At 56.4% G+C, this 22,778-nt stretch carries 17 protein-coding genes; 11 read left to right on the top strand and 6 right to left on the bottom strand.

Annotation, left to right across the window (positions count from 1 at the left end; all coding sequences use genetic code 11):
- Position 1: 1 nt before the first annotated feature.
- Together ACQG19_RS12790 and ACQG19_RS12785 are read right to left on the bottom strand one after the other, a co-directional pair.
- Positions 2 to 988 (bottom strand): MBL fold metallo-hydrolase, encoded by a 987-nt coding sequence (locus tag ACQG19_RS12790; protein ID WP_029883308.1) that lies wholly within the window; start codon positions 986 to 988, stop codon positions 2 to 4.
- A 142-nt stretch (positions 989 to 1,130) separates the two neighbouring features.
- Complete coding sequence (locus ACQG19_RS12785; protein WP_213381272.1) at positions 1,131 to 1,871, bottom strand: 5'-nucleotidase, lipoprotein e(P4) family; 741 nt, start codon at positions 1,869 to 1,871, stop codon at positions 1,131 to 1,133.
- Positions 1,872 to 2,033: 162 nt separating this feature from the next.
- Here ACQG19_RS12785 and treZ point away from each other — a divergent pair, with 162 nt between their 5' ends.
- The 3 genes from treZ to glgX are packed head-to-tail and all read left to right on the top strand — an operon-like array spanning position 2,034 to position 8,374.
- Complete coding sequence (gene treZ / locus ACQG19_RS12780) at positions 2,034 to 3,818, top strand: malto-oligosyltrehalose trehalohydrolase (RefSeq protein WP_246931736.1); 1,785 nt, start codon at positions 2,034 to 2,036, stop codon at positions 3,816 to 3,818.
- Positions 3,815 to 6,283 (top strand): malto-oligosyltrehalose synthase, encoded by a 2,469-nt coding sequence (gene treY, locus ACQG19_RS12775; RefSeq protein WP_246931739.1) that lies wholly within the window; start codon positions 3,815 to 3,817, stop codon positions 6,281 to 6,283. The genes treZ and treY overlap by 4 nt, the downstream gene beginning before the upstream one ends.
- A 15-nt stretch (positions 6,284 to 6,298) precedes the next feature.
- Complete coding sequence (glgX, locus tag ACQG19_RS12770) at positions 6,299 to 8,374, top strand: glycogen debranching protein GlgX (protein ID WP_029883305.1); 2,076 nt, start codon at positions 6,299 to 6,301, stop codon at positions 8,372 to 8,374.
- 2 nt (positions 8,375 to 8,376) lie between these two features.
- Here the strand turns inward: glgX and ACQG19_RS12765 are convergent, their stop codons facing one another.
- Positions 8,377 to 8,925, bottom strand: a complete 549-nt coding sequence (locus ACQG19_RS12765; RefSeq protein ID WP_013096572.1) for a winged helix DNA-binding protein — start codon at positions 8,923 to 8,925, stop codon at positions 8,377 to 8,379.
- A 215-nt stretch (positions 8,926 to 9,140) separates the two neighbouring features.
- Between ACQG19_RS12765 and ACQG19_RS12760 the strand changes: the two genes are divergently transcribed.
- From ACQG19_RS12760 to ACQG19_RS12750, 3 genes are read left to right on the top strand one after another with little or no spacing between them, the layout of a single operon-like run.
- Positions 9,141 to 9,863 (top strand): DUF969 domain-containing protein, encoded by a 723-nt coding sequence (locus tag ACQG19_RS12760; RefSeq protein WP_013096573.1) that lies wholly within the window; start codon positions 9,141 to 9,143, stop codon positions 9,861 to 9,863.
- The gene (locus tag ACQG19_RS12755; protein WP_058684692.1) at positions 9,860 to 10,846 is read left to right on the top strand and encodes a DUF979 domain-containing protein; all 987 of its coding nucleotides are present in this window, start codon (positions 9,860 to 9,862) and stop codon (positions 10,844 to 10,846) included. Before ACQG19_RS12760 ends, ACQG19_RS12755 begins: the two co-directional genes overlap by 4 nt.
- A 23-nt stretch (positions 10,847 to 10,869) precedes the next feature.
- Positions 10,870 to 11,865, top strand: coding sequence for a DUF2891 domain-containing protein (locus ACQG19_RS12750; protein WP_246931741.1), 996 nt, complete (start codon positions 10,870 to 10,872; stop codon positions 11,863 to 11,865).
- 36 nt (positions 11,866 to 11,901) lie between these two features.
- Here ACQG19_RS12750 and ACQG19_RS12745 read toward each other — a convergent pair whose 3' ends face one another.
- The gene (locus ACQG19_RS12745) at positions 11,902 to 13,311 is read right to left on the bottom strand and encodes an MFS transporter (protein ID WP_426725920.1); all 1,410 of its coding nucleotides are present in this window, start codon (positions 13,309 to 13,311) and stop codon (positions 11,902 to 11,904) included.
- A 117-nt stretch (positions 13,312 to 13,428) separates the two neighbouring features.
- Here ACQG19_RS12745 and ACQG19_RS12740 point away from each other — a divergent pair, with 117 nt between their 5' ends.
- A complete protein-coding gene (locus ACQG19_RS12740) occupies positions 13,429 to 14,340 on the top strand; it encodes a LysR family transcriptional regulator (RefSeq protein ID WP_246931745.1) in 912 nt (303 codons plus the stop codon).
- Here the strand turns inward: ACQG19_RS12740 and ACQG19_RS12735 are convergent.
- Entirely contained in the window at positions 14,326 to 15,765 is a 1,440-nt protein-coding gene (locus ACQG19_RS12735; RefSeq protein WP_246931747.1) for a Cu(+)/Ag(+) sensor histidine kinase, read from the bottom strand. The two genes, ACQG19_RS12740 and ACQG19_RS12735, sit on opposite strands and share 15 nt — an antisense overlap.
- Complete coding sequence (locus ACQG19_RS12730; RefSeq protein ID WP_029883300.1) at positions 15,755 to 16,438, bottom strand: copper/silver response regulator transcription factor; 684 nt, start codon at positions 16,436 to 16,438, stop codon at positions 15,755 to 15,757. Before ACQG19_RS12730 ends, ACQG19_RS12735 begins: the two co-directional genes overlap by 11 nt.
- A 162-nt stretch (positions 16,439 to 16,600) precedes the next feature.
- Between ACQG19_RS12730 and ACQG19_RS12725 the strand changes: the two genes are divergently transcribed.
- From ACQG19_RS12725 to silA, 4 genes are read left to right on the top strand one after another with little or no spacing between them, the layout of a single operon-like run.
- Complete coding sequence (locus ACQG19_RS12725; protein ID WP_246931748.1) at positions 16,601 to 17,986, top strand: efflux transporter outer membrane subunit; 1,386 nt, start codon at positions 16,601 to 16,603, stop codon at positions 17,984 to 17,986.
- A 27-nt stretch (positions 17,987 to 18,013) separates the two neighbouring features.
- Positions 18,014 to 18,355 (top strand): cation efflux system protein CusF, encoded by a 342-nt coding sequence (cusF, locus tag ACQG19_RS12720; RefSeq protein WP_246931750.1) that lies wholly within the window; start codon positions 18,014 to 18,016, stop codon positions 18,353 to 18,355.
- Positions 18,356 to 18,366: 11 nt separating this feature from the next.
- Positions 18,367 to 19,608: an efflux RND transporter periplasmic adaptor subunit gene (locus ACQG19_RS12715; RefSeq protein ID WP_246931752.1), complete on the top strand. Its 1,242-nt coding sequence runs from the start codon at positions 18,367 to 18,369 to the stop codon at positions 19,606 to 19,608.
- A gap of 10 nt (positions 19,609 to 19,618) precedes the next feature.
- On the top strand, positions 19,619 to 22,759 hold the full coding sequence (gene silA / locus ACQG19_RS12710) for a Cu(+)/Ag(+) efflux RND transporter permease subunit SilA (protein WP_246931753.1): 3,141 nt from the start codon (positions 19,619 to 19,621) through the stop codon (positions 22,757 to 22,759).
- The last annotated feature ends 19 nt before the right edge of the window (positions 22,760 to 22,778 follow it).

Raw genomic sequence — 22,778 nt, 5'->3', positions numbered from 1 at the left:
TTTATTTAGCTGTGCTGGCGTCCCGGTTGGTATAGGTAACGGGAACCCAGGCATAGCCCGCGCGTTCGCCTTTGGTGACATAACCGATACCGGGGAACGGCAGGTGTGGCGCGGCAACCAGATCTCTGTTTTTGACAAAGTCGTCAAAGGCCTGCTTGCGCACACGGGCTGCTCCGTCCTGATCTTCATCGTAGGCGATGGTCACATCAGGCTGCGGGAACTGTACCGCAGCGACGTGGATAATGTCGCCCACGAAGGTAATTTTCTCGCCTTTACTTTCCAGCGTATAGAAGGCCGAACCCGGTGTATGGCCGGGGTGAACCGTTCCGGTAATACCCGGCAGCAGCGCTGATGTACCGGTAAACGGCACCACTTTGCCGGCATCAAGATACGGTTTTAAGGTCTTCTGTGCCACGTCAAAGTAGTTCTGATCGTAACCGGTTTTTTTCTGATTCTCTTCATTGAAGAAAAAGTCGATATCCGGTTTCCCCACGAACACGCGGGCGTTGGTAAATACCGCCTTACCGTCCTTTATCAGGCCACCGGAATGATCGGAATGCGCGTGCGTCAGTAAGATTTCCGTGATGTCCTGCGGTTTGATCCCCTGCGTTGCCAGGCTCTCGATTAAACGCCCGCCGTTGCCCGGACCAAAAAGCTGGCCTGAACCGGTATCGACCAGAATTTTGTGTCCCGGCAGCGCAATCAGAAAGGCGTTAATGGAGACCTCAACCGGGTTCGCCTGGAAATTTTTCGCCAGTAACGCATCGGTTTTTTGCTCTGTGGTCCGGCGCAATAGCGTGTGCAGATCCTGCGCGACGCTGCCGTCCGTAAACGACGTAACCAGCACGTCGCCCACCTGAACGCTGTAACCGCCCGCCGGTTGTTTCACCACGTGCTGAGGCGTCTCTGCCAGGGAGTGCAGCGCAGGGTAGAAGAGCAGTGAACTGGTGATAAGCGTAGAGAGGGCAAGTTTCTTGACAGTAAGCATGATGATCTCCTTTAGAAAGTCCTCATCTTACTTATGCATCAGAATTTAAGAACCCGCTCAACAGTGATAGGACCTATAAATGGGATGGATAGCTCAGTGGGGTGGCCGGGCAACGGCAATACCGTGCCCGGCGGGCAGATTGTTACGGCTTCCAGCTGTCCGGCGTGGCTTTAGACCATGAGCCATAAGCGGCATTAGGCAGCACAATCCAGTCATTGCCAAAATGCTCTGCGCTTGCCTCAACCAGCTCGCGCTGCTGCTCACTCGGTTTTTTGTTTTTAAACTGCACGGCGAAATCCGGCAGACTGTCGCCAAACAACATAATGATCTGTTGCTTTTTAAGGATGCTCAGGCGGCGCTCTTCTTTACTCACCGTATCCAGAAGCACGCTGTCGTCCGAGACCTGCGGCAGGCCAAGGGATTTTAACGTGTTGATGGTATCTGCTTTATTTTCCTGCATGCGGTCAGAGACATAGTAGATACGCACCTTGCTTTGATTCACATGCTCAAGAAACGCCTTCGCGCCGGGGATCAGGCCGGGTTTTCCCTGTTTTTCCCAGTCGCTCCAGGTATCCCATTGGGTGTAGTCATGGCACTGTTCCATGTCGCGCACCAGCAGCGGGGTGTTGTCGAGCACGGTTTCATCCAGATCCATGACCACCGCGTAATTTTCTGGCGTTTTCAGATCTTTCACTTTCTCGTCAAAACGGCCGGTGGCAAAACGGTACGTCTGCAGCTGAAGCGCCATGATTTCAGCTGACTTCTGCTGATAGCGCAGCGCCATTTCGTAGGCTTTTGGTTCACACAGTTCATTATTTGCCGCGGTAGCGGTTGCGCTCAACATCGGTACTGCCACCAGTAATGCCTTAGCTATTGAATTCATTATTGTTTCCTTAACACCCTTGTCAAAATGACGAAAGCGTAATGAATTTAAGTGACAGAAAAATGACGGTTGCACGTTGGGGCTCTGTTGAAACGTGCTTTCGATCCTGAACTAAGCTTGTACTTCATTCCGCGTAAAATGTGGGTCATTCGAGGACAATGAATGGAATTCAGGACATTTCAAAAGCAGTGGGGTGCTGAGTTTATTTCCGGTGACGTTGTACGTTTTCGCGTCTGGGCTGAGGGACAACAACAACTTACGCTACGTCTGGCAGAACGCGATCTGCCCATGACGGCGGTCGGTAACGGCTGGTTCCAGATTGACGTACCTGGCGTGACACATGGCACCGAGTATCAGTTCGTTTTACAGGACGGCATGGCGGTACCTGACCCCGCATCGCGGGCGCAGAAAGGGGACGTTAATGGCCCCTCCGTGGTGATTGACCCCGGCCGCTATCAGCCCATCAATCCAGACTGGGCAGGGCGACCGTGGGAAGAGACGGTGATTTACGAACTGCATATTGGCACCTTTACACCGCAGGGCACCTTCCGGACGGCTATCGACAAGCTGCCGTATCTGGCTGAACTCGGCATCACTCAGCTTGAAGTTATGCCGGTTTCACAGTTCGGTGGCAGCCGCGGCTGGGGCTATGACGGCGTATTGCTGTATGCCCCGCATTCCGCCTATGGCACGCCGGAGGATTTTCACGCGTTCATCGATGCGGCGCACGGCCTGGGCCTTTCTGTCGTGCTGGATATCGTACTCAACCATTTCGGCCCGGAAGGAAACTACTTACCCTTGCTGTCACCCGCGTTTTTTGATGCGCAGAGAATGACGCCGTGGGGTAACGGTATCGCCTATGAACGGGAGCCGGTCAGACACTACATTCTTGACGCGCCCCTGTTCTGGCTGACCGAATACCGTCTGGATGGCTTACGGTTTGATGCCATCGACCAGATTAAAGATACGGCGTCGAAACATATTCTTCAGCAGATCGCGGAAACGATCCGCGAAGCGCTCCCGGATCGTCATATCCATCTCACCACCGAGGACAGCCGTAACGTGATTTTCCTGCATCCTCGGGATGAGAAGGGAGCCACGCCGCTGTTTACCGCCGAGTGGAATGATGACTTCCACAACGCCGCCCACGTCTTTGCCACCGGCGAAACGCATGCCTACTATCAGGATTTTGCCTTCGAACCGGAAAAAAAATTCGCCAGAGCACTCGCAGAAGGGTTTGTCTATCAGGGTGAGGTCTCTTTGCAGACCGGACACTCACGCGGGGTGGAATGCCACACCCAGCCGCCGACCTTCTTTGTCGATTTTATTCAAAACCACGATCAAACCGGTAACCGCGCCCAGGGCGAACGGCTTATTACCCTGGCGGGCGCGGATAAAACCCGCGTTCTGCTCGCCGCGCTGCTGCTGTCCCCCCATATCCCGCTGCTGTTTATGGGCGAAGAGTATGGCGAAACCAACCCGTTCCTGTTCTTTACGGATTTTCATGGCGATCTGGCGAAAGCCGTGCGGGAAGGGCGGGCAAAAGAGTTTACCGGCCACAGCGGACACGATGGTGATGTACCGGATCCGAATGACGAGCAGACTTTTGCCCGCTCAAAACTGGACTGGCACAACGTGACGACTGCGCAGGGTAAATCCTGGCTGCGCTTCACGCGAAGCCTGCTGGTCCTGCGGCATCGCTATCTTGTGCCGTTACTTCGCCCTGGCGGCACCGTTGAGGGCAAAATCGTTAAGACTGCTCCCGGTATGGTGGCGGTGAGCTGGTCTTTCCCGACGGGGACATTGTCGCTGGCGCTGAATATCGGTAATAAGCCCGTTGACGTTCCTGCGCTGGCAGGCGAAACGCTCTTTAGCTGGCCGGATGCCGCTGAGGTGTTAGTGCCAAACAGCATTGTCGTTCGTTTTGCAGATGGAGACGCATCATGATCCCTTGTGCCACATACCGAATACAGTTCCGCAATGGCATGACCTTTGACCGCATGGTGGAGCTGGTGCCATACCTTAAAGACCTCGGGATCAGCCATCTCTATGCCTCACCGATATTTACCGCCACCACCGGTTCAACCCACGGTTATGACGTCACCGATCCTAACGAAATCGATCCTGCCATTGGCGGGCGCGCCGGTTTCGACCGCATGACGGCGGCACTCAGGCAGGCGGGAATGGGGCTCATTCTTGACATCGTCCCTAACCATATGTCGACCTCGCTGGAAAACCGCTGGTGGCGGGACGTTATCGCGTTTGGTCAGCAAAGCCGTTACGCGCACTATTTTGATATTGACTGGTCGCGCCCGCTGACGCTGCCGTTCCTTGGCGACACCTTTGAGGCCGAGCTGGAGAAGGGGGCAATTACTCTGAAACGTGACAGTGTCACCGATGAGGCCGCGCTGGTCTACTATGACACAGCCTATCCGCTTAACCCCGGAACATGGGCTGCGGAGAAAAGCATCGAGGCGATCCACGAGGCGCAGAGCTGGCGGCTGATGTCCTGGCGGGAAGCGCCGAAACAGCTCTCATGGCGGCGCTTTTTTGAAATTACCGGCCTGGTGGGCGTCAGAGTGGAAGACGAGGGGGTGTTTCAGGATACGCATCGCCTGATCCTCGAGCTCGTGCATACCGGCATTGTCGACGGGTTGCGCATTGACCATATCGACGGGCTGGCCGACCCGCTGGGTTACCTGCAGCGGTTACGGCAGGCAACCGGTCCCGACTGTTATATCACGGTGGAAAAAATTCTCGCCAAAGGGGAACAACTGCCTGTGGAATGGCCGGTCTCCGGCACCACCGGATATGAGTTTATCGCCTCGCTGGCCGAAGTGCTGGTCGACGATAATAACCTCGGGCGGCTTGAAAAAATCCACGACGAGACGCTGGGCGTGACGGTCGATCGCCATGCGGAACTTCGCAACGCTAAAGGGCTGATGACCGATCGCAATTTTGAGGGTGAATTCACCACGCTGCTTAACATTGCCACCGACCTTGCCCGATGCAACGACATTGACGTGCCGCAGGACGACATACGCTACACGCTGCGCGAACTGCTGATTGCGTTTCCGGTCTACCGCACCTACGGCACCACCGACGGGTTAACCGCCCCGGATGTCGCGCTGTTGAACCGCGTTGTTGCCAGCGTCGACGCACCGGAACCGGCGTTAAGCCTGTTGGTGAGGATCCTCACCGGCGACCTGGACGCCAGCAGCCGCGATGCGGCCTCGCTGTTCAGAACCCGCTTCCAGCAGCTTACCGGGCCGCTGATGGCGAAATCGGTGGAAGATACGCTCTTTTTCCGCCATAACCTCGAGCTCGCCCTGAACGAAGTGGGGGCCGATCCCACCCCGCGCGCGTTCTCGTTATCCCGCTTTCACCAGGAGATGCGCATCCGTCTGGCCCGTCAGCCCGATGCGCTGCTGGGGACCTCCACGCACGACACCAAGCGCGGGGAAGACGCGCGGGCACGCCTCTACACCCTGACGGAAGCCCCGGAACAGTGGGGCGAAAATCTGGCGCGCTGGCGACAGATGAACCAGACCCAGGTGCGTTTTCTCAATGACGGTACCGCGCCAAACGCGGCCGATACCTGGATGATCTACCAGGCGCTGGCGGGCGTCTGGCCTGCAACGTTGTCGCCTGACGATAGTGAAGGGCTGAAGTCTCTCGAAGCGCGTTTCCTCGGGTTTATTGAGAAAGCGCTGCGCGAGGCCAAACAGCGTACCGACTGGATCGACAGCAATGAGAGCTATGAGAGCGTGGTGCTGAATTACGTCCGGCACTTGCTGTCCCCTGAGAACACGCTGTTCCTGCATGATTTCTCGTCCTCCCTGCAACCTTTTATCCGCGCCGGGCTGATGAACAGCCTGAGCCAGACGGTGATCAAACTGACGGCGCCGGGCGTACCAGACATCTATCAGGGAAGCGAGGCGCTTAATTTTAGCCTGGTCGACCCGGATAACCGGCTGGAGCCGGATTTCGCCACGCTGATGCAAAACCTGAGCAGCGCCGACGCAAAGCTCTTTGCCGACGAACAGCAGTGGCGAAACGGCAGGGTGAAGCAGTATGTCACCGCCACGCTGTTACGCGTCCGGCAGCACTATTTATCGCTCTTCCAGTACGGCGACTGGCTGCCGCTGAAGGTCAGCGGCGAGCGCGAGGAAAACCTGATTGTCTACGCGCGCGTGAAGGACGGGGAGGCGCTGATTGTTGCCGTACCGCGTCTGGTTTTTGCTACCCCCACAAACGAAACGCTGTGGGCCAACACTTCGGTCGTCATCCCCGAAGAGCTTTCCGGGAAACGCTACCGGGATCTGTTTACCGGTGAACGTCGGGCGCTGCGGGAGACGCTGGATTTAACGTCTGAAACAGGAAGTTTGTTAGTTCTGCTTACCTGCGAATAATCGTGGAGAACGAAAATGGCAAAGGAAAATACGTTTGACATACGGGCCGGTCATGGCCAGCAGCTGGGTGCAAATTATGACGGGAAAGGGGTTAACTTCGCGCTTTTTTCAGCTCACGCCGAGCGGGTGGAGCTCTGTCTGTTTGACCCCTCCGGTAAAACGGAAATCGCCCGTCTGGAGCTGCCTGAATATACCCACGAGATCTGGCATGGCTATGTGCCCGACCTCCAGCCCGGCGCGCTGTATGGCTATCGCGTCTACGGGCCTTATGATCCGGAAAACGGGCATCGCTTTAACCCGCATAAGCTGCTCATCGATCCCTATGCTCGTGAACTGGTGGGCGATATCGACTGGAATGATGCCCATTTTGGCTACGAACTGGGTCATGATGCGCTGGATCTGAGCTTTGACACGCGGGACAGCGCGCCGTTCACTCCAAAATGCAGGGTTATCGATCCGAATGCGTTTGACTGGCAGGACCATCAGCGGCCAGCGATCCCCTGGCCGCATACCGTGGTCTATGAGAGCCATGTGAAAGGTTTCACCCAGCTCAACCCGGCGATACCGCCCGAGCTGCGCGGCACCTTTGAAGGCATGGGGCATAAAGCCTCGGTCGATTACATCAAAAGTCTGGGTATCACCGCCGTCGAGCTGCTGCCGGTTCACTGGTTCCCGGACGATCAGCACCTGCTGGACCGCGGCCTGAAGAATTTCTGGGGCTATAACACGCTGGGCTTTTTTGCGCCCGCGTCACGTTATTACGGCCCGGCAGGGATCCAGGGTTTTCGCGATATGGTCCGCGCCTACCATGACGCGGGTATCGAGGTGATTCTGGATGTGGTCTATAACCACACGGCAGAGGGCAACGAGCTTGGCCCGACGCTCTCGTTCAAGGGTATCGATAACTACAGCTATTACCGCACCTTGCCGGATCAGCATCGCTATTACATCAATGACACCGGCACGGGGAATACGGTGAACACCTCACACCCGCGTGTGCTGCAGATGATCATGGATTCGCTGCGCTACTGGGCGGAATCGATGCATATCGACGGTTTTCGCTTCGATCTGGGTACGATACTGGGGCGCGAGCCAGAAGGGTTCGATCCGCGCGGCGGCTTCTTTGATGCCATGACCCAGGATCCGGTTTTATCAAAACTCAAGCTCATCGGTGAGCCCTGGGATATCGGCCCCGGCGGCTATCAGGTGGGCGGCTTCCCGCCCGGCTGGGGCGAGTGGAACGACAAATATCGCGATACCGTTCGCGAATACTGGCGGGGCGATAACGTTCCCACTGATTTTGCCGCCCGCCTGCTGGGCTCGGGCGATCTCTATGATTTACGCGGGCGTCGCCCGTGGGCCAGCGTCAACTTTATTACCGCGCATGACGGCTTCACGCTGAACGATCTGGTGTCGTACAACGAGAAACACAACGCCGATAATGGTGAAGAGAACAACGACGGGCATAACGATAACCGCGCGTATAACTATGGCGAGGAAGGCCCGACCGAGAACCCGGACATTATTGCCACCCGTGAACGGCAGAAACGGAACTTCCTCACTACGCTGTTGTTCTCCCATGGTACACCGATGCTGCTGGCCGGGGATGAGTTTGGCCGGACGCAAAAAGGGAACAACAACGGCTATTGCCAGGACAGCGAGATCTCCTGGATCAACTGGAAAGGGTTGTCAGAAAACGACGTCGCGCTGCGCGAGTTTACCCGGCACCTGATTGCGCTTCGCGCCAAACAGCCGCTGCTGCGCCGGGAGAGCTGGCGAGACGGTCTTGAGATCCGCTGGTTTAACGCCGGAGGAGGACCGCAGCAGTCTGAGCAATGGGAGGAAGGCTCGACAATCGGCGTCTCCATCAGCCGGCCCGATCTCATCCAGGAGGAGGGGATCTGGCACGACGTGCTGATGCTGTTCAACCCCTTCGAAGGCGCCGTGTCGTTCCAGATCCCGCAGTTTGGTGAAGGAGGCTGGGTGCTGGAACTCTCCACGGCGGGGGAAGTTGCCACGGGCGAGGTCATCACCCGGACCGTGGATTACGAACTGGCGGGGCGCAGTATTACTCTCTTCAGACGCCCGTGATGTCAAAGTGATGCCGCCGCCCGTGCGGCGGTGTCATACAGGGATGAAATGGTGCGCAGCAGCTGGGCGGTGTCACCGATAGCGGCACCCGAAATCCCGCTTTCGGCATGTATGTTGATCAGACACGCTTCGCGCACATCCCGGTATTTCATGCACAGTGCTTTTCCCGCCTCGGTGGTGGAGAAGAAAAGCTCTTTTCCTGCCTTTTCACTGGTGACGTAGCCCGCCTTGACCAGCTTTTTCAACGCGTAGGTCACCACGTGGGTGTCTTCCACGTTGAGCACAAAACAGATATCGGCCAGCTTCTTCTTGCGATTGCGGTGATTCACATGATGCAAAAGCGAGACGTCAAAGGCCCCCATATCCGGCTCACCGGCCGCGGTCATGCAGCGCACCATCCATTTATTGAACGCGTTACTGGTCATGATCAGCGCGTACTCCAGCTCCGATAGCTCCGCGCAGCGCTCGGAAACCAGATGGCGGGAGGAGACGATCCGGCCGTCGTTAATGTCGTCGTGATTCATTGATGCAGCACTTTTCTTCAGGGTCATAACGTTCCTTACGGGAGTGTGGCTGTTGCCCGGAAATGTAAACTCATCGATAAAATAAGAACATTTTATTGATAAATTGTTTACATGTTTTTGCGGTTCAGATATAGCTTTTTAACGCAGGTTTTCGAAGCCTGACGGAAAACACAACATCGCTCGCCGCAAATTAAAAAAATAGCCGTCGGCGCGCAACGCTCACTTTGGATAGGGTAACGTTTATGGACGGTTCTACACTGTTGCCGCTTATCGGGATCCCGGTGGTGGTTATTGGTTTTGCCCTGCGCTTCAACCCGCTACTGGTGGTCGTGGTAGCGGGGCTGACGACGGGTCTGCTGGTTGGGATGGATTTCGGCATGCTGCTGGAAACCTTCGGCGAGAAGTTCGTCAACAGCCGCTCTCTGGCTACATTCATTCTGATCCTGCCGGTTATTGGTCTGCTGGAATATTACGGTCTAAAAGAGCGCGCACAGGCGTGGGTGGCGAAGATCGCCAGCGCCACTTCGGCGCGTATTCTGATGATCTATTTTGTCGCCCGCGAGGGGACGGCCGCGCTGGGGCTGATGTCGCTGGGCGGTCATGCCCAGACGGTGCGTCCGCTGCTGGCACCGATGGCCGAAGGGGCGGCGCTGAACGAGTACGGCGAACTGCCCCAGCATATTCGCGACAAAATCAAAGCCCATGCCGCCGCGTGTGACAATATCGCGGTGTTCTTTGGCGAAGATATTTTTATCGCCTTCGGGGCGGTGCTGCTGATCGACGCCTTCCTGAAGGAGAACGGTATTCAGGGGATTGAACCGCTGCATATCGGCCTTTGGGCGATCCCGACGGCGATTGCGGCATTGATTATTCATATGACGCGTCTGCTGCGCCTGGATGCCAGCATCCGTCGTGACGTGATGGCCTGGAAAGCCGGGCAGGGAACGCAGGAGATCGCGCCATGATGACGCTGCTCACCATTAATCGCGTGTACTACCTGATCGGCTTCGTCGTAATGCTGCTGGTGGTCATGACCCTGCGCGATCGCGCCAACCCCAAACGTTTTACCACGGCACTGTTCTGGTTTCTGTTCGGTGGGATCTTCCTGTTCGGTGACCTGATGGTGCAGGAGCTGGGCCGCTCGCTGGCGTACCGGATCATTGGCGGCGCCGTGATTGTAATTGCCCTTCTGGCAGGCTTTGGGCTGGTCGGTAAAGGGCAGTACAAAATGGCCAGCGAGCCCGAGCGTGTTGCCTCCTCAAACCGGCTGAAAAACTGGCTGTTTTTACCGGCCCTGATGATCCCGGTGGTGACGGTTATCGGCACGCTGTTCCTGAAAGGGGTGTCGATTGGCGGAGTTTACCTGCTCGATCAAAAACAGCTCACGCTGGCGGCGCTGTGCGTGGCCTGTGTGGCGGCCATCCTTACCGGCTGGTGGCTGACAAAAGGTACGCCGCTGCATGCCGTCCGTCAGTCTCGCCGCCTGGTGGATACCATTGGCTGGGCGGTGATCCTGCCGCAGATGCTGGCCATGCTGGGCGGGGTTTTTGTGGTGGCCAATACCGGCAACTCCGTGCAGAAGGTGGTCAGCCTGTTTGTGAACCCGGACAGCCGCTTTATGCTGGTGGTGATTTACTGCGTCGGCATGGCGCTGTTCACCATGATCATGGGTAATGCCTTTGCGGCCTTCCCGGTGCTGAGCGCCGGTATCGCCTTACCGTTCCTGATCCACGTGCATCACGGTAATCCGGCACCGCTGCTGGCGATTGGTATGTACGCTGGCTATTGCGGCACGCTGATGACGCCGATGGCGGCGAACTTCAACATCGTTCCCGCCGCGTTACTGGAGCTGAAAGACAAATATCAGGTCATTAAGATCCAGATCCCGACCGCGTTAACCCTGCTGGTGGTCAACGTGTTCTTAATGTATTTCCTCGTGTTTCGCTAAGCGTGGCAACCTAAGGAGCTGTGATGGAATTAACGCAACACCAGGCTGATGCTTTTGCCAGAATGCCTTTGACCTATCTGCGCCAGGAATACCCGAACCACATTATGCATCTGCTCAATGATGACGGGGACGTCCTGCCGCCGCGCGAACTGCATCCCATTTTTTATGGCTGTTTTGACTGGCACTCGGCGGTACACGGCTACTGGCTGCTGCTGCGCTGCCTGCGCCTCTACCCGGAACTGTCGTGCCGGGATGACATTATCACGCTGTTTGCCGACCATCTCACGCCAGAAAACGTGGCGCAGGAGTTGGCCTATTTCAACGCGCCGTTCCGCGCCTCGTTCGAGCGTCCGTATGGTTACGGCTGGCTGCTGGCACTGGCCCAGGAGCTGAAACAGTCATCGCTGCCGCAGGCGGCAGGCTGGTATCAGACGCTTGCGCCGTTAACGCAGGACATTCGCAACCGTCTGGTGGATTACCTCAGTAAGCTGACGTACCCGATCCGGGTTGGCACGCATTACAACACCGCGTTTGCCCTCGCGCTGGGGATCGATTACGCCCGGGCGGTGGAAGATAACGCGCTGGAGAGTGCCATTCTGGAGGCGGCGACGCGGTTTTATCACGCGGATACCCAGTATCCGGCTCACTATGAACCGGGTGGTGATGAGTATGTGTCCGGCGCGCTGACAGAGGCTCTGCTGATGAGCAAGGTCGCGGAGAATTTCCCGGCCTGGTTCGACGCGTTTCTGCCGAATATCGGGGCTGTTTCAGCGCTGATGAACCCGGCAGAAGTGAGCGACCGTACCGACCCCAAAATTGCGCATCTGGACGGATTAAACCTCAGCCGCGCCTGGTGCATGAAGCATATTGCCAGTGCGCTGCCGGAGGATCATCCGGCGCAGCAGGCGCTGCGTGATGCGGTGGCGAAACACCTGACGGCGAGCGTCGAGCATGTTGTCGGCAGCCACTACAGCGGTGGGCACTGGCTGGCGAGTTTTGCGCTGCTGGCGCTGGAGTAAATATGGGGGCAGCGTCGCAGGACGCTGCCCTGGCATTTATGCCGTAGCCTGTCGAGCGCGACGCAGTCGGCTAACGCTAAATAATACTGACGCAGTTGACGCGATCACCGCGATCCACAGCGCAAGATGAACGGCACCGTCATCCAGCATTTGATGATCTGACCCTGCGGTCGCAGCCAGCAAAACTCCCACCACGGCGGCACCGAGACACTGGCCGAACGTTCTGACGATGGACAACACCCCGGATGCATAGCTGGCGTACTCCCGGGCAACGTTAGAGAGCATTTCACGGTTATTGGGACTCTGGAAACAGCCAAAGCCGATGCCGCACACCAGGCTCCTGAGGCAGATATCCCAGGCAGAAGGGCTGGCAGGCAGCGTCGCCAGCAAAATCAACCCAACGACAAAAATCATCAGTCCAAGCGTGGAGATCAACGGGGCGGAGATCGTGTCTGCCCAACGGCCCGCATGCGGCGCAATGAGTACGATACCTATCGGCCAGGGGGTGAACAGTAAAGCGGAGATCGCCGGGCTATAGCCGTACACGCTCTGAAACAGAAACGGCAGCGCGATAAAGGTAATGCCCTGACTCACAAACGAGGCCAGCGAGGTTAGCGCGGCGAGGGTAAACCGTCCGTTGCTGAATATCACCGGCGGCAGGATGGGGCTCCGGGCACGGCGGATATGCCAGACAAAAGCGATGAGGCTGACCGTGGCGACAAATGCCCAGCAAACGGTGCTGATGGCGTGCGCTCTATTCTCTACGCTGTTTGCCGCCATGATCATCGACCCCAGCAGGATCACGGACAACAGGGCACCGGGCACGTCGAACGGGGACCTATCAGAGGCCGTCGCCCGCGGCAGCGCTTTCCAGGCCAGCATCAGGGCAACGGTGCCGGGAATAATGTTGATCGCGAACAGCCATTGCCAGCTCAGTACGTCGAGTATTGTTCCACCCAGCACCGGCGCAATGGCGGTGCTGGCGGCGATAAGCAGGGCGTGTAACCCCAGAATGCGGCCAAGCAGCCGTCCCGGGAATACCGAGCGCAGGATCGCCGGGGCAATACTCAGCGTGGCCGCGCCGCCGATACCCTGCAAAATACGCATCCCGATCAGCATTTCCGGCGTTGTTGCCAGCGCGCAGCCGAGCGAGGTCAGGGTAAACGTAGCCAGTCCTGCCAGAAACACCGGGCGGTAACCCACGCGCGCGGCGAGTGCGGCGAAGATGGCTAACGTCATTGCCGCAGACAGCAGGTAACCGTTAGCGAACCAGACTGCGACATTTGCGGGCACCTGCATCGCGCTGGCCATTGATGGCAGGACAATGTTGATCATGGTGCCATCGAAGACGCCCATCAACGTGGTGGTCATCACCGCAGCCATCACCCGGGCGCGTTCATGTCCCGGTAACCCTTCGTCGCCGGGTTGGTTTGAAAAGAGCGTCATCGTGTTATCTCCAGGCAAGAATGTTGATGACGACACTATAGTAATGGGTTATACAGGGCGGAAGACGCAGCATTTGCACTTATACGTTGCATCAAACGCCCTGTATGAGGAGGTTTTGTGACCGATCCTGATTTCAACTTGCTTGTCGCGCTCGACATCCTGCTGGCTGAAGCCAGCGTGGCGGGGGCGGCGCGGCGTCTTAACCTGAGCACCTCAGCCATGAGCCGCACGCTGAGCAGACTTCGTGAGGTCACCGGCGATCCGATTCTGGTGCGGGCCGGGCGTCAGATGGTGCTGACTCCGTGGGCCGAAGCCACCCGGGATCGCGCCAGAAATGCGCTGCATGAGGCAAGGGCGGTGCTACAGCCTTCAACGGACACCTTCCGGGCAGAAAATCTTGAACGGGTGTTTACTGTCAGAGCCAATGATGGCTTTGTGGTGGCGTTTGGCCCATTGCTGATTGCGGCCGTTGCGGAAGCGGCGCCGGATGTCTGCATCCGCTTTGCCCCAAAACCGGAGAAAACGTCGCGTTATCTGCGGGAGGGGCTGGTTGACCTGGAAATTGGTGTGCAGAGCAACATGGGGCCCGAAATTCGTCTGCAGCGGCTCTTTGAGGACCGCTTTGTAGGCGCGGTGCGCAAAGGGCATCCACTGGCGGCGCTGCCAGCAGTCAGCCTTGAGGATTATGTCGCCTGGGGTCATGTGGTGACCGCGCCAAATGGCTCATCACACGGTTTTGTTGATGATGCCCTGGCCGCGCGGGGGATGAAACGCAAAATCGCCAGCGTAGTGCCCGGTTTTCCGACGGCCTTATCCGTGGCGCTGGCGTCCGATCTGATTGCGATGGTCCCGGCGTTGTATCTGCTCAATCAACCGATGAGCGAGAACGTGCACATCTTTGAACTGCCGTTCAACACCCGGACCATTACCGTATCGCAGATGTGGCACCCGCGGATGGAACAGGATCCGGGCCACCGGTGGCTCAGAGAGAAGGTGCTAGCGGTGTGCCATCAGTCACGGCACCGATAATATAAAACGGGTCGACACAGCATCGGATTCCACACGCACGTTGCCGTGATGCGCGGTGATGATGGATTTCACAATCGCCAGGCCGATCCCGCTGCCTTCGCCTTTTCGCTGTCTGGACGGATCCACCCGGTAAAAGCGGTCGAACAGCCGGGGCAAATGCGCCTCAGGGATCGGCTTGCCGGGGTTGGCAACGATCAGCTCGCACGCATTTTCCTTTTCGCTTACCGACACGGTCACCGTTTCTCCGTCCGGCGTATAGCGCAGGGCATTGGAGAGCAGGTTATTGATGGCTCTCCGGAACATCTGCGGATCGCCGTCTATCAGGCAGGGCGTGCCGTTAAAACGCAGCGTGATATGGCGTTCTTCCGCCCAGGCCTCGAAAAAATCAAAGACTTTCATCACTTCTGCGCTCAAATCAAAGGTTACCCTGTCAGGGATCAGCTGATTATTATCCGCCTGGGCCAGGAACAGCATATCGCTGACCATGCGGGTCATCCGGTTGTACTCTTCAAGGCTGGAGTACAGCACATCCTCCAGCTCTTTCGGCGAGCGGTTCTGGCTTAACGCAATTTCCGTTTGCGTTACCAGATTGGTGATCGGGGTTCTGATCTCATGGGCGATATCGGCAGAGAAATTTGCCTGACGGGTAAAGACATCCTCAATTTTTTCAATCATGTGGTTAAACGAGATCACCAGCTGCTCCAGCTCAACCGGCACCCGCGACGGCTCAAGCCTCGCATCCAGATTCTCTGAGGTGATATTTTTTATCGCATTGCTGACGTTACGCAGGGGCAGGTGTCCCTGACGTACCGCGATGCGAATGAGCAGGATAATCAGCAGGCTGATCGCCACCGCGATGGCAATCAGGTTCTTTTTCAGCGCCTCGAGGTAGTGAAGATGAAAATTAATGGAGAGGCCGATCAGCATGACATAATGTTGTTCTTTTCCCTGCAATGTCGCCGTGCCGGACGAGGCGATAATCCGGTATGTATCCATCTTCATGTCGGACCCGGCGTGCATCGCCTTGCCAGCGTCCTCCACTGACCAAAGAAACACATCCTGCGCGCGGCGATGGGCGCTGAAATCCGCAGTATTCACCGCTGGCCGGATGGCCTCGCCCTGTGAGCTGAAGAGCACATTGCCACGGGGATCGAGCAGCAGGACGGCAACGTTGCGATAGCTGGCCAGCGACTCTTTTATTTTGCTGATTTTCTTTTCATCCGGATCCGCGGGCGATTGCAGTATACGGTGCATGGCGCGGCTGATTTGTTGCAAATCGCTGATATCCTGCTCGGCAAAGTGCTTTTCAACGGAGTGGAGCATAAACCAGGTAAACGCGAAAAAAGCCAGAATGGTGGAGAGGCTGATAAAGAACGTCAGGCGCATAGCCAGGGAGAAGGGGCGTCTGGCGGGCTTACTCTGCATCCGGAACCTCCAGCATATAGCCCACGCCGCGTACCGTCTGGATCAGCTTCGGTTCATAATCGTTGTCGATTTTGGCGCGTAACCGCTTCACCGCGACGTCAATCGCGTTGGTGTCGCTGTCGAAATTCATATCCCAGACCTGCGCGGCAATCAGCGAGCGGGGCAGCACTTCACCCTGATGGCGAACAAAAAACTCCAGCAGGCTGAACTCCTTGCTGGTGAGCAGAATGCGGTTTCCGGCGCGGTTTACCTTCCTTGATACGAGGTCGATGCTCAGATCTGCCACCGTAAACTGGCTCTCGGCGATCACCGTATTGCCGCGTCGTAACAGCGTTCTGACCCGGGCGAGCAATTCAGCAAAGGCAAAGGGCTTAACCAGGTAATCATCCGCCCCCAGTTCCAGGCCTTTCACCCGGTGTTCAATGGTGCCGAGAGCCGACAGCAACAGGACCGGCATTCCCTTTCCGGCAGAGCGGAGCATGCGGATGATATCCCAGCCGTTCACATCAGGAAGCATGATATCCAGAATGAGCAGGTCATAATCGGCGGTCATGGCGAGATGGTAGCCGGTCAGGCCGTTGTCAGCGCGATCCACCACAAAGCCCGCTTCCGTAAGCCCTTTGCTGAGGTACTCACCGGTTTTAATTTCGTCTTCAACAATCAATATTTTCATCACGCTTCCCCGACTGGCTGCTCAGCACATTCTATTGCACCCGCGACCGTTAACAATGACTTACGCCATAAATGACAACATTGTCATTATCCTGTCACCCGTCAAACAGGACGCGTTCAGTAGAGTAGCCCTAAAAATACTCTGGAATTCATCTGAACCGCTATGTTCCTGCTAAAACGACTAAGCATCACTACGGTATTTATCCTGACAGGATGCGTCTCGCTGGCCCCTGAATACCAGCGCCCGACGTCACCGGTACCCCAGCAGTTTTCGCTGTCGCGTAACAGCCTGACGCCCGTGGAGGGCATGTATCAGGACACCGGCTGGCGCAACGTCTTCGTCGATCCGCAAATCGCGGGATTGATTACAGAGGCCCTGAAGAACAACCGCGATATAAAAATGGCCGCGCTGAAGGTTGAAGAGGCCCGGGCGCAGTTCAACGTGACGGATGCGGATCGTTATCCTCAGCTGAACGCCTCCTCGGGCATCACTTACAGCGGGGGGCTTAAGAGTGACAAACCCACTTCCCAGCAGTACGACGCGGGACTTGCGCTTAGCTACGAACTCGACTTTTTTGGCAAGCTAAAGAACATGAGCGATGCCGACCGACAAAACTTTTTCGCCAGCGAAGAAGCCCGTCGTGCCGTGCATATTTTGCTTGTCGCTAATGTGTCCCAGAGCTATTTCAACCAGCAGTTGGCCTACAAACAGCTGCGTATCGCGCGGGATACGCTGTCAAATTATCAGCAGTCTTACGCCTTCGTTGAGCAACAGCTGGTGACGGGAAGCACGAACGTGCTGGCGCTGGAACAGGCCCGGGGGCAGATCGAAAGTACCCGGGCAGAAATTGCCAAAAGAGAGGGGGAGCTGGCACAGGCTAATAATGCCCTGCAGCTGGTCCTCGGAACGTATCGCGCGCTACCTGGCGACGGCGGAATGAACGCCAGCGATATTGCGCCGGTAATACTGCCGCCCCATCTTTCATCGGCAATATTGTTGCAGCGCCCGGATATTATGGAGGCGGAGTATCAGCTTAAAGCGGCCGATGCGAATATTGGCGCGGCGCGCGCTGCCTTTTTCCCGTCCATCTCCCTGACCAGCGGGCTTTCAACGGGCAGCACGGAATTATCTGGCCTCTTCACGTCCGGCAGCGGCATGTGGAACGTTATTCCTAAAATAGACATTCCCATTTTTAATGCGGGCAGGAATAAAGCCAACCTGAAGCTGGCCGAAATTCGCCAGCAGCAGTCGGTTGTAAATTACGAACAAAAAATTCAGTCCGCCTTTAAACAGGTCGCCGACGCGCTCGCGCTGCGGGACAGCCTCAGCCAACAGCTTGCTGCGCAACAGCGGTATCTTGATTCGCTAAACATCACCCTGCAGCGTGCCAGAGGGTTATATACCCGCGGTGCGGTCAGTTATATCGAAGTATTAGACGCGGAACGCGCGCTGTTTTCCACGCAGCAAAACATTCTCGACCTTATTTATGCCCGACAGGTTAATGAAATTAATCTCTTCACCGCGCTGGGCGGCGGTTGGGTCGAATAACCTTAATTAACTCAACAGGAAAATAATATGCGTAATTCAATGAAGGCCGTTGTATTCGGTGCGATCTCCATGATTTTTTCTGCCGGCCTGCAGGCCGAGGTTCATCAGCATGCAGAGATGAGTGCTGCCAGCGAAGGGGCCACAGAGCAGGTTGTCTCCGGGACTGGCATCGTAAAGGACATTGATCTCACAAACAAAAAGGTAACGATCGCTCATGAAGCCATCCCGGAAATTGGCTGGCCCGCCATGACCATGCGTTTCACCTTTACTGACGCAGACGAAAGTATTAAGGCCGTAAAAGTCGGCAACCGCGTTAATTTTTCTTTTGTGCAGCAGGGCAATATCTCTTTACTCAAGAGCATTAAATAGCGAGACACGGCATGGCATCGTTAAAGGTTAAATATGCTGCAATGATAATCGGCAGCCTTCTTGCGGGAGGGCTGATTGCAGTGACGGCGTGGCAGTATATTTATGCTGCCGAAAAAACAGAAAATACTCCGCCGGAACGAAAGGTGCTTTTCTGGTATGACCCGATGAAGCCCGACGTTAAATTCGATAAACCCGGTAAATCGCCGTTTATGGATATGGATCTGGTACCTAAATACGCAGATGAGAATGACGATAAAAACGGTGCCGGTATCCGTATTGATCCGACGCAGGTTCAGAACCTGGGATTAAAAACGCAAAAAGTGACCCGCGGCACGCTGAATTATGCCCAGACCCTCCCGGCCAACGTCAGTTATAACGAATATCAGTTTGTGATTGTGCAGGCACGATCCGAAGGCTTTGTGGAGAAAGTGTATCCCCTGACGACAGGCGATCGTGTGAAGAAAGGCACGCCGCTCATCGACATTACTATTCCGGAGTGGGTGGAAGCGCAGAGTGAGTTCCTCCTGTTGTCCGGCACCGGTGGCACGCCCACGCAGCTGAAAGGGGTGCTTGAACGGCTTCGTCTGGCAGGCATGCCGGAAGCGGATATTCAAAGGTTACGCTCGACCCGCACGGTCCAGACCCGGTTTACCATCAAAGCCCCCATTGACGGGGTGATCACCGGCTTTGACCTGCGTACCGGGATGAATATTTCGAAAGATAAGGTTGTGGCACAGATTCAGGGGATGGATCCGGTGTGGATCAGCGCGGCCATACCTGAATCCATCGCGTATCTGCTGAAAGACTCCTCGCAGTTTGACATTTCGGTCCCGGCGTACCCGGATACATCGTTTCACGTTGAAAAATGGAACATTTTGCCAAGCGTCGATCCTGCCACCCGTACGCTGCAGGTTCGCTTGCAGGTTTCCAACAAAGACGAACGGCTTAAGCCGGGCATGAATGCATATCTGAAGCTGAACACCCAAAGCCAGGAGATGCTGTTGATCCCCTCCCAGGCCGTTATCGATACGGGTAAAGAACAGCGGGTCATCACCGTTGATGCGGAAGGGCGGTTTGTGCCGAAGCAGATCCACGTTCTGCACGAATCCCAGCAGCAGTCCGCCGTAGGATCCGGCCTCAACGAAGGGGAGTCGGTGGTGGTTAGCGGTCTGTTCATGATTGATTCCGAAGCCAATATTACCGGTGCGCTGGAGCGTATGCGTCAGCCTGAAAAGAATCATTCAGGCCATTGAGGAGACGACGATGATTGCATGGATTATCCGGCGCGCCGTCGCCAACCGTTTTCTGGTGATGATGGGGGCGCTGTTTCTTAGCGTCTGGGGAACATGGACCATCATCAATACGCCGGTGGATGCCTTACCCGATCTGTCTGATGTTCAGGTGATTATTAAAACGAGCTACCCCGGCCAGGCACCGCAAATTGTCGAAAACCAGGTGACGTATCCGCTCACCACGACCATGCTGTCGGTGCCGGGTGCGAAGATCGTGCGTGGGTTTTCACAGTTTGGTGATTCCTATGTGTACGTCATTTTTGAAGACGGGACCGATCTCTACTGGGCCCGCTCGCGCGTTCTGGAATATCTCAATCAGGTTCAGGGGAAGCTGCCTGCTGGTGTCAGTTCGGAAATTGGGCCAGACGCTACGGGCGTGGGCTGGATCTTTGAATATGCGCTGGTGGATCGCAGCGGTAAACACGATCTGTCCGAACTGCGTTCCTTGCAGGACTGGTTCCTGAAATTTGAGCTGAAAACCATACCGAACGTGGCGGAGGTGGCCTCGGTAGGCGGGGTGGTGAAGCAGTATCAGATCCAGGTCAATCCGCTGAAACTGGCGCAATACGGCATCAGTCTGGCAGACGTGAAGCAGGCCCTGGGATCCTCTAATCAGGAAGCAGGGGGCTCATCGGTCGAAATGGCGGAAGCAGAGTATATGGTTCGGGCCAGCGGCTATCTTCAGAGCATTGATGATTTCAATAACATCGTCCTGAAAACCGGCGAGAACGGAGTACCGGTTTATCTGCGTGATGTTGCTCGCGTACAAACCGGGCCTGAAATGCGGCGCGGGATCGCCGAGCTTAACGGGCAGGGAGAGGTCGCGGGCGGCGTGGTGATCCTGCGTTCGGGTAAAAACGCGCGTGAAGTGATTACCGCGGTAAAAGATAAACTGGAGACGCTGAAGGCCAGCCTGCCGGAAGGTGTTGAGATTGTTACCACGTACGATCGCAGCCAGCTGATTGACCGGGCCATTGATAACCTGAGTTATAAACTGCTGGAAGAGTTTATTGTGGTGGCCATCGTCTGCGCGCTGTTTCTCTGGCATGTGCGGTCTGCGCTGGTGGCGATTATCTCTCTGCCGCTAGGCCTGTGTATTGCCTTTATCGTCATGCATTTCCAGGGGTTGAACGCCAATATTATGTCCCTGGGCGGGATCGCCATTGCCGTGGGGGCGATGGTGGATGCCGCCATCGTAATGATTGAAAACGCGCATAAACGGCTTGAGGAGTGGGATCATCAGCACCCTGGCGAGCAGATTGATAACGCGACCCGCTGGAAGGTGATCACTAACGCCTCCGTTGAAGTTGGCCCCGCGCTGTTTATTAGCCTGCTGATCATCACCTTATCGTTCATCCCTATTTTTACCCTCGAAGGTCAGGAAGGGCGTCTGTTTGGTCCGCTGGCCTTTACCAAAACGTACTCCATGGCAGGCGCAGCCGCGCTGGCCATTATCGTCATTCCCATTCTGATGGGCTTCTGGATCCGGGGGAAAATTCCTGCCGAGAGCAGTAACCCGCTGAACCGGCTGCTGATTAAAGCCTATCATCCGCTGCTGCTGCGGGTGCTTCACTGGCCAAAAACAACCCTGCTGGTGGCGGCCTTGTCGATCTTCACGGTTATCTGGCCGCTGAGTCAGATGGGCGGCGAGTTTCTGCCGAAGATCAACGAAGGCGATCTGCTGTATATGCCATCAACACTGCCGGGCGTTTCTCCAGCTGAAGCGGCTGCGCTGCTGCAGACCACAGACAAGCTCATCAAAACCGTTCCTGAAGTGGCGTCTGTATTTGGCAAGACCGGTAAAGCAGAGACTGCAACGGACCCCGCACCGCTTGAAATGGTGGAAACCACCATTCAACTGAAACCCGAGGATCAGTGGCGACCCGGGATGACGATTGACAAGATTATTGACGAACTCGATAAAACCGTCCGTCTGCCGGGTCTGGCTAACCTCTGGGTGCCGCCGATCCGTAACCGCATCGACATGCTTTCTACCGGGATTAAAAGCCCAATCGGTATCAAGGTGTCAGGCACCGTTCTGTCGGATATCGACGCCACGGCGCAGAGCATTGAAGCGGTTGCCAAAACCGTACCCGGCGTGGTGTCTGCTCTGGCAGAGCGGCTGGAAGGCGGGCGTTACATTGATGTGGATATTAATCGTGAAAAAGCATCCCGCTACGGTATGACGGTGGGGGATGTGCAGCTGTTTGTCTCCTCCGCCATTGGTGGCGAGACAGTAGGGGAAACGGTTGAGGGCGTGGCCCGGTACCCGATCAATATCCGTTATCCTCAGGACTACCGGAACAGCCCGCAGGCATTGCAAGAGATGCCGATCCTGACCCCGATGAAGCAGCAAATCACGCTGGGGGATGTGGCGGACATACGTGTCGTTTCCGGCCCGACGATGCTGAAAACGGAAAATGCCCGACCAACCAGCTGGATCTATATTGATGCCCGCGGCAGGGATATGGTGTCGGTGGTCAATGACCTTAAGACGGCCATCAGCCAGAACGTGAAGCTGAGACCGGGAACCAGCGTGTCGTTCTCCGGTCAGTTTGAACTGCTGGAACATGCCAATAAGAAACTGAAGCTGATGGTGCCGATGACGGTGATGATTATTTTCATTCTGCTGTATCTGGCATTCCGCCGCGTTGATGAAGCCTTGCTGATCCTGATGAGTCTGCCGTTCGCTCTGGTCGGGGGGATCTGGTTCCTGTACTGGCAGGGCTTCCATATGTCTGTCGCCACCGGCACCGGGTTTATTGCCCTGGCCGGGGTGGCCGCCGAGTTTGGCGTGGTGATGCTGATGTATCTGCGTCATGCCATCGAAGCGAACCCGGCCTTATCCCGACGGGAGACATTCACCGCACAAGCGTTGGATGACGCCCTGTACCATGGCGCGGTTCTGCGTGTCCGACCCAAGGCGATGACGGTGGCGGTTATCATCGCGGGTTTGCTGCCCATACTCTGGGGAACCGGCACGGGGTCAGAAGTTATGAGTCGGATCGCCGCGCCGATGATTGGCGGGATGATAACAGCGCCGCTGCTGTCGCTGTTTATCATTCCGGCGGCGTATAAGCTTATCTGGTTGCGCAGGTATAAAAAGCAATAAACAGACCCCGCCAGAGATG

The sequence above is a fragment of the Enterobacter cloacae complex sp. 277I4 genome (genome assembly GCF_050031465.1).
Taxonomy (GTDB): domain Bacteria; phylum Pseudomonadota; class Gammaproteobacteria; order Enterobacterales; family Enterobacteriaceae; genus Enterobacter; species Enterobacter cloacae.
Note: the sequence above shows the minus strand (reverse complement) of the source record. Positions and strands in the feature narration are given on the sequence as shown.

Excerpts from the sequence above, each read along its gene's own strand:
- ACQG19_RS12790 (WP_029883308.1), bottom strand. The coding sequence starts at position 988 with ATGCTTACTGTCAAGAAACTTGCCCTCTCTACGCTTATCACCAGTTCA.
- ACQG19_RS12785 (WP_213381272.1), bottom strand. The coding sequence starts at position 1,871 with ATGAATTCAATAGCTAAGGCATTACTGGTGGCAGTACCGATGTTGAGC.
- treZ (WP_246931736.1), top strand. The coding sequence starts at position 2,034 with ATGGAATTCAGGACATTTCAAAAGCAGTGGGGTGCTGAGTTTATTTCC.
- treY (WP_246931739.1), top strand. The coding sequence starts at position 3,815 with ATGATCCCTTGTGCCACATACCGAATACAGTTCCGCAATGGCATGACC.
- glgX (WP_029883305.1), top strand. The coding sequence starts at position 6,299 with ATGGCAAAGGAAAATACGTTTGACATACGGGCCGGTCATGGCCAGCAG.
- ACQG19_RS12765 (WP_013096572.1), bottom strand. The coding sequence starts at position 8,925 with ATGACCCTGAAGAAAAGTGCTGCATCAATGAATCACGACGACATTAAC.
- ACQG19_RS12760 (WP_013096573.1), top strand. The coding sequence starts at position 9,141 with ATGGACGGTTCTACACTGTTGCCGCTTATCGGGATCCCGGTGGTGGTT.
- ACQG19_RS12755 (WP_058684692.1), top strand. The coding sequence starts at position 9,860 with ATGATGACGCTGCTCACCATTAATCGCGTGTACTACCTGATCGGCTTC.
- ACQG19_RS12750 (WP_246931741.1), top strand. The coding sequence starts at position 10,870 with ATGGAATTAACGCAACACCAGGCTGATGCTTTTGCCAGAATGCCTTTG.
- ACQG19_RS12745 (WP_426725920.1), bottom strand. The coding sequence starts at position 13,311 with ATGACGCTCTTTTCAAACCAACCCGGCGACGAAGGGTTACCGGGACAT.
- ACQG19_RS12735 (WP_246931747.1), bottom strand. The coding sequence starts at position 15,765 with ATGCAGAGTAAGCCCGCCAGACGCCCCTTCTCCCTGGCTATGCGCCTG.
- ACQG19_RS12730 (WP_029883300.1), bottom strand. The coding sequence starts at position 16,438 with ATGAAAATATTGATTGTTGAAGACGAAATTAAAACCGGTGAGTACCTC.
- ACQG19_RS12725 (WP_246931748.1), top strand. The coding sequence starts at position 16,601 with ATGTTCCTGCTAAAACGACTAAGCATCACTACGGTATTTATCCTGACA.
- cusF (WP_246931750.1), top strand. The coding sequence starts at position 18,014 with ATGCGTAATTCAATGAAGGCCGTTGTATTCGGTGCGATCTCCATGATT.
- ACQG19_RS12715 (WP_246931752.1), top strand. The coding sequence starts at position 18,367 with ATGGCATCGTTAAAGGTTAAATATGCTGCAATGATAATCGGCAGCCTT.
- silA (WP_246931753.1), top strand. The coding sequence starts at position 19,619 with ATGATTGCATGGATTATCCGGCGCGCCGTCGCCAACCGTTTTCTGGTG.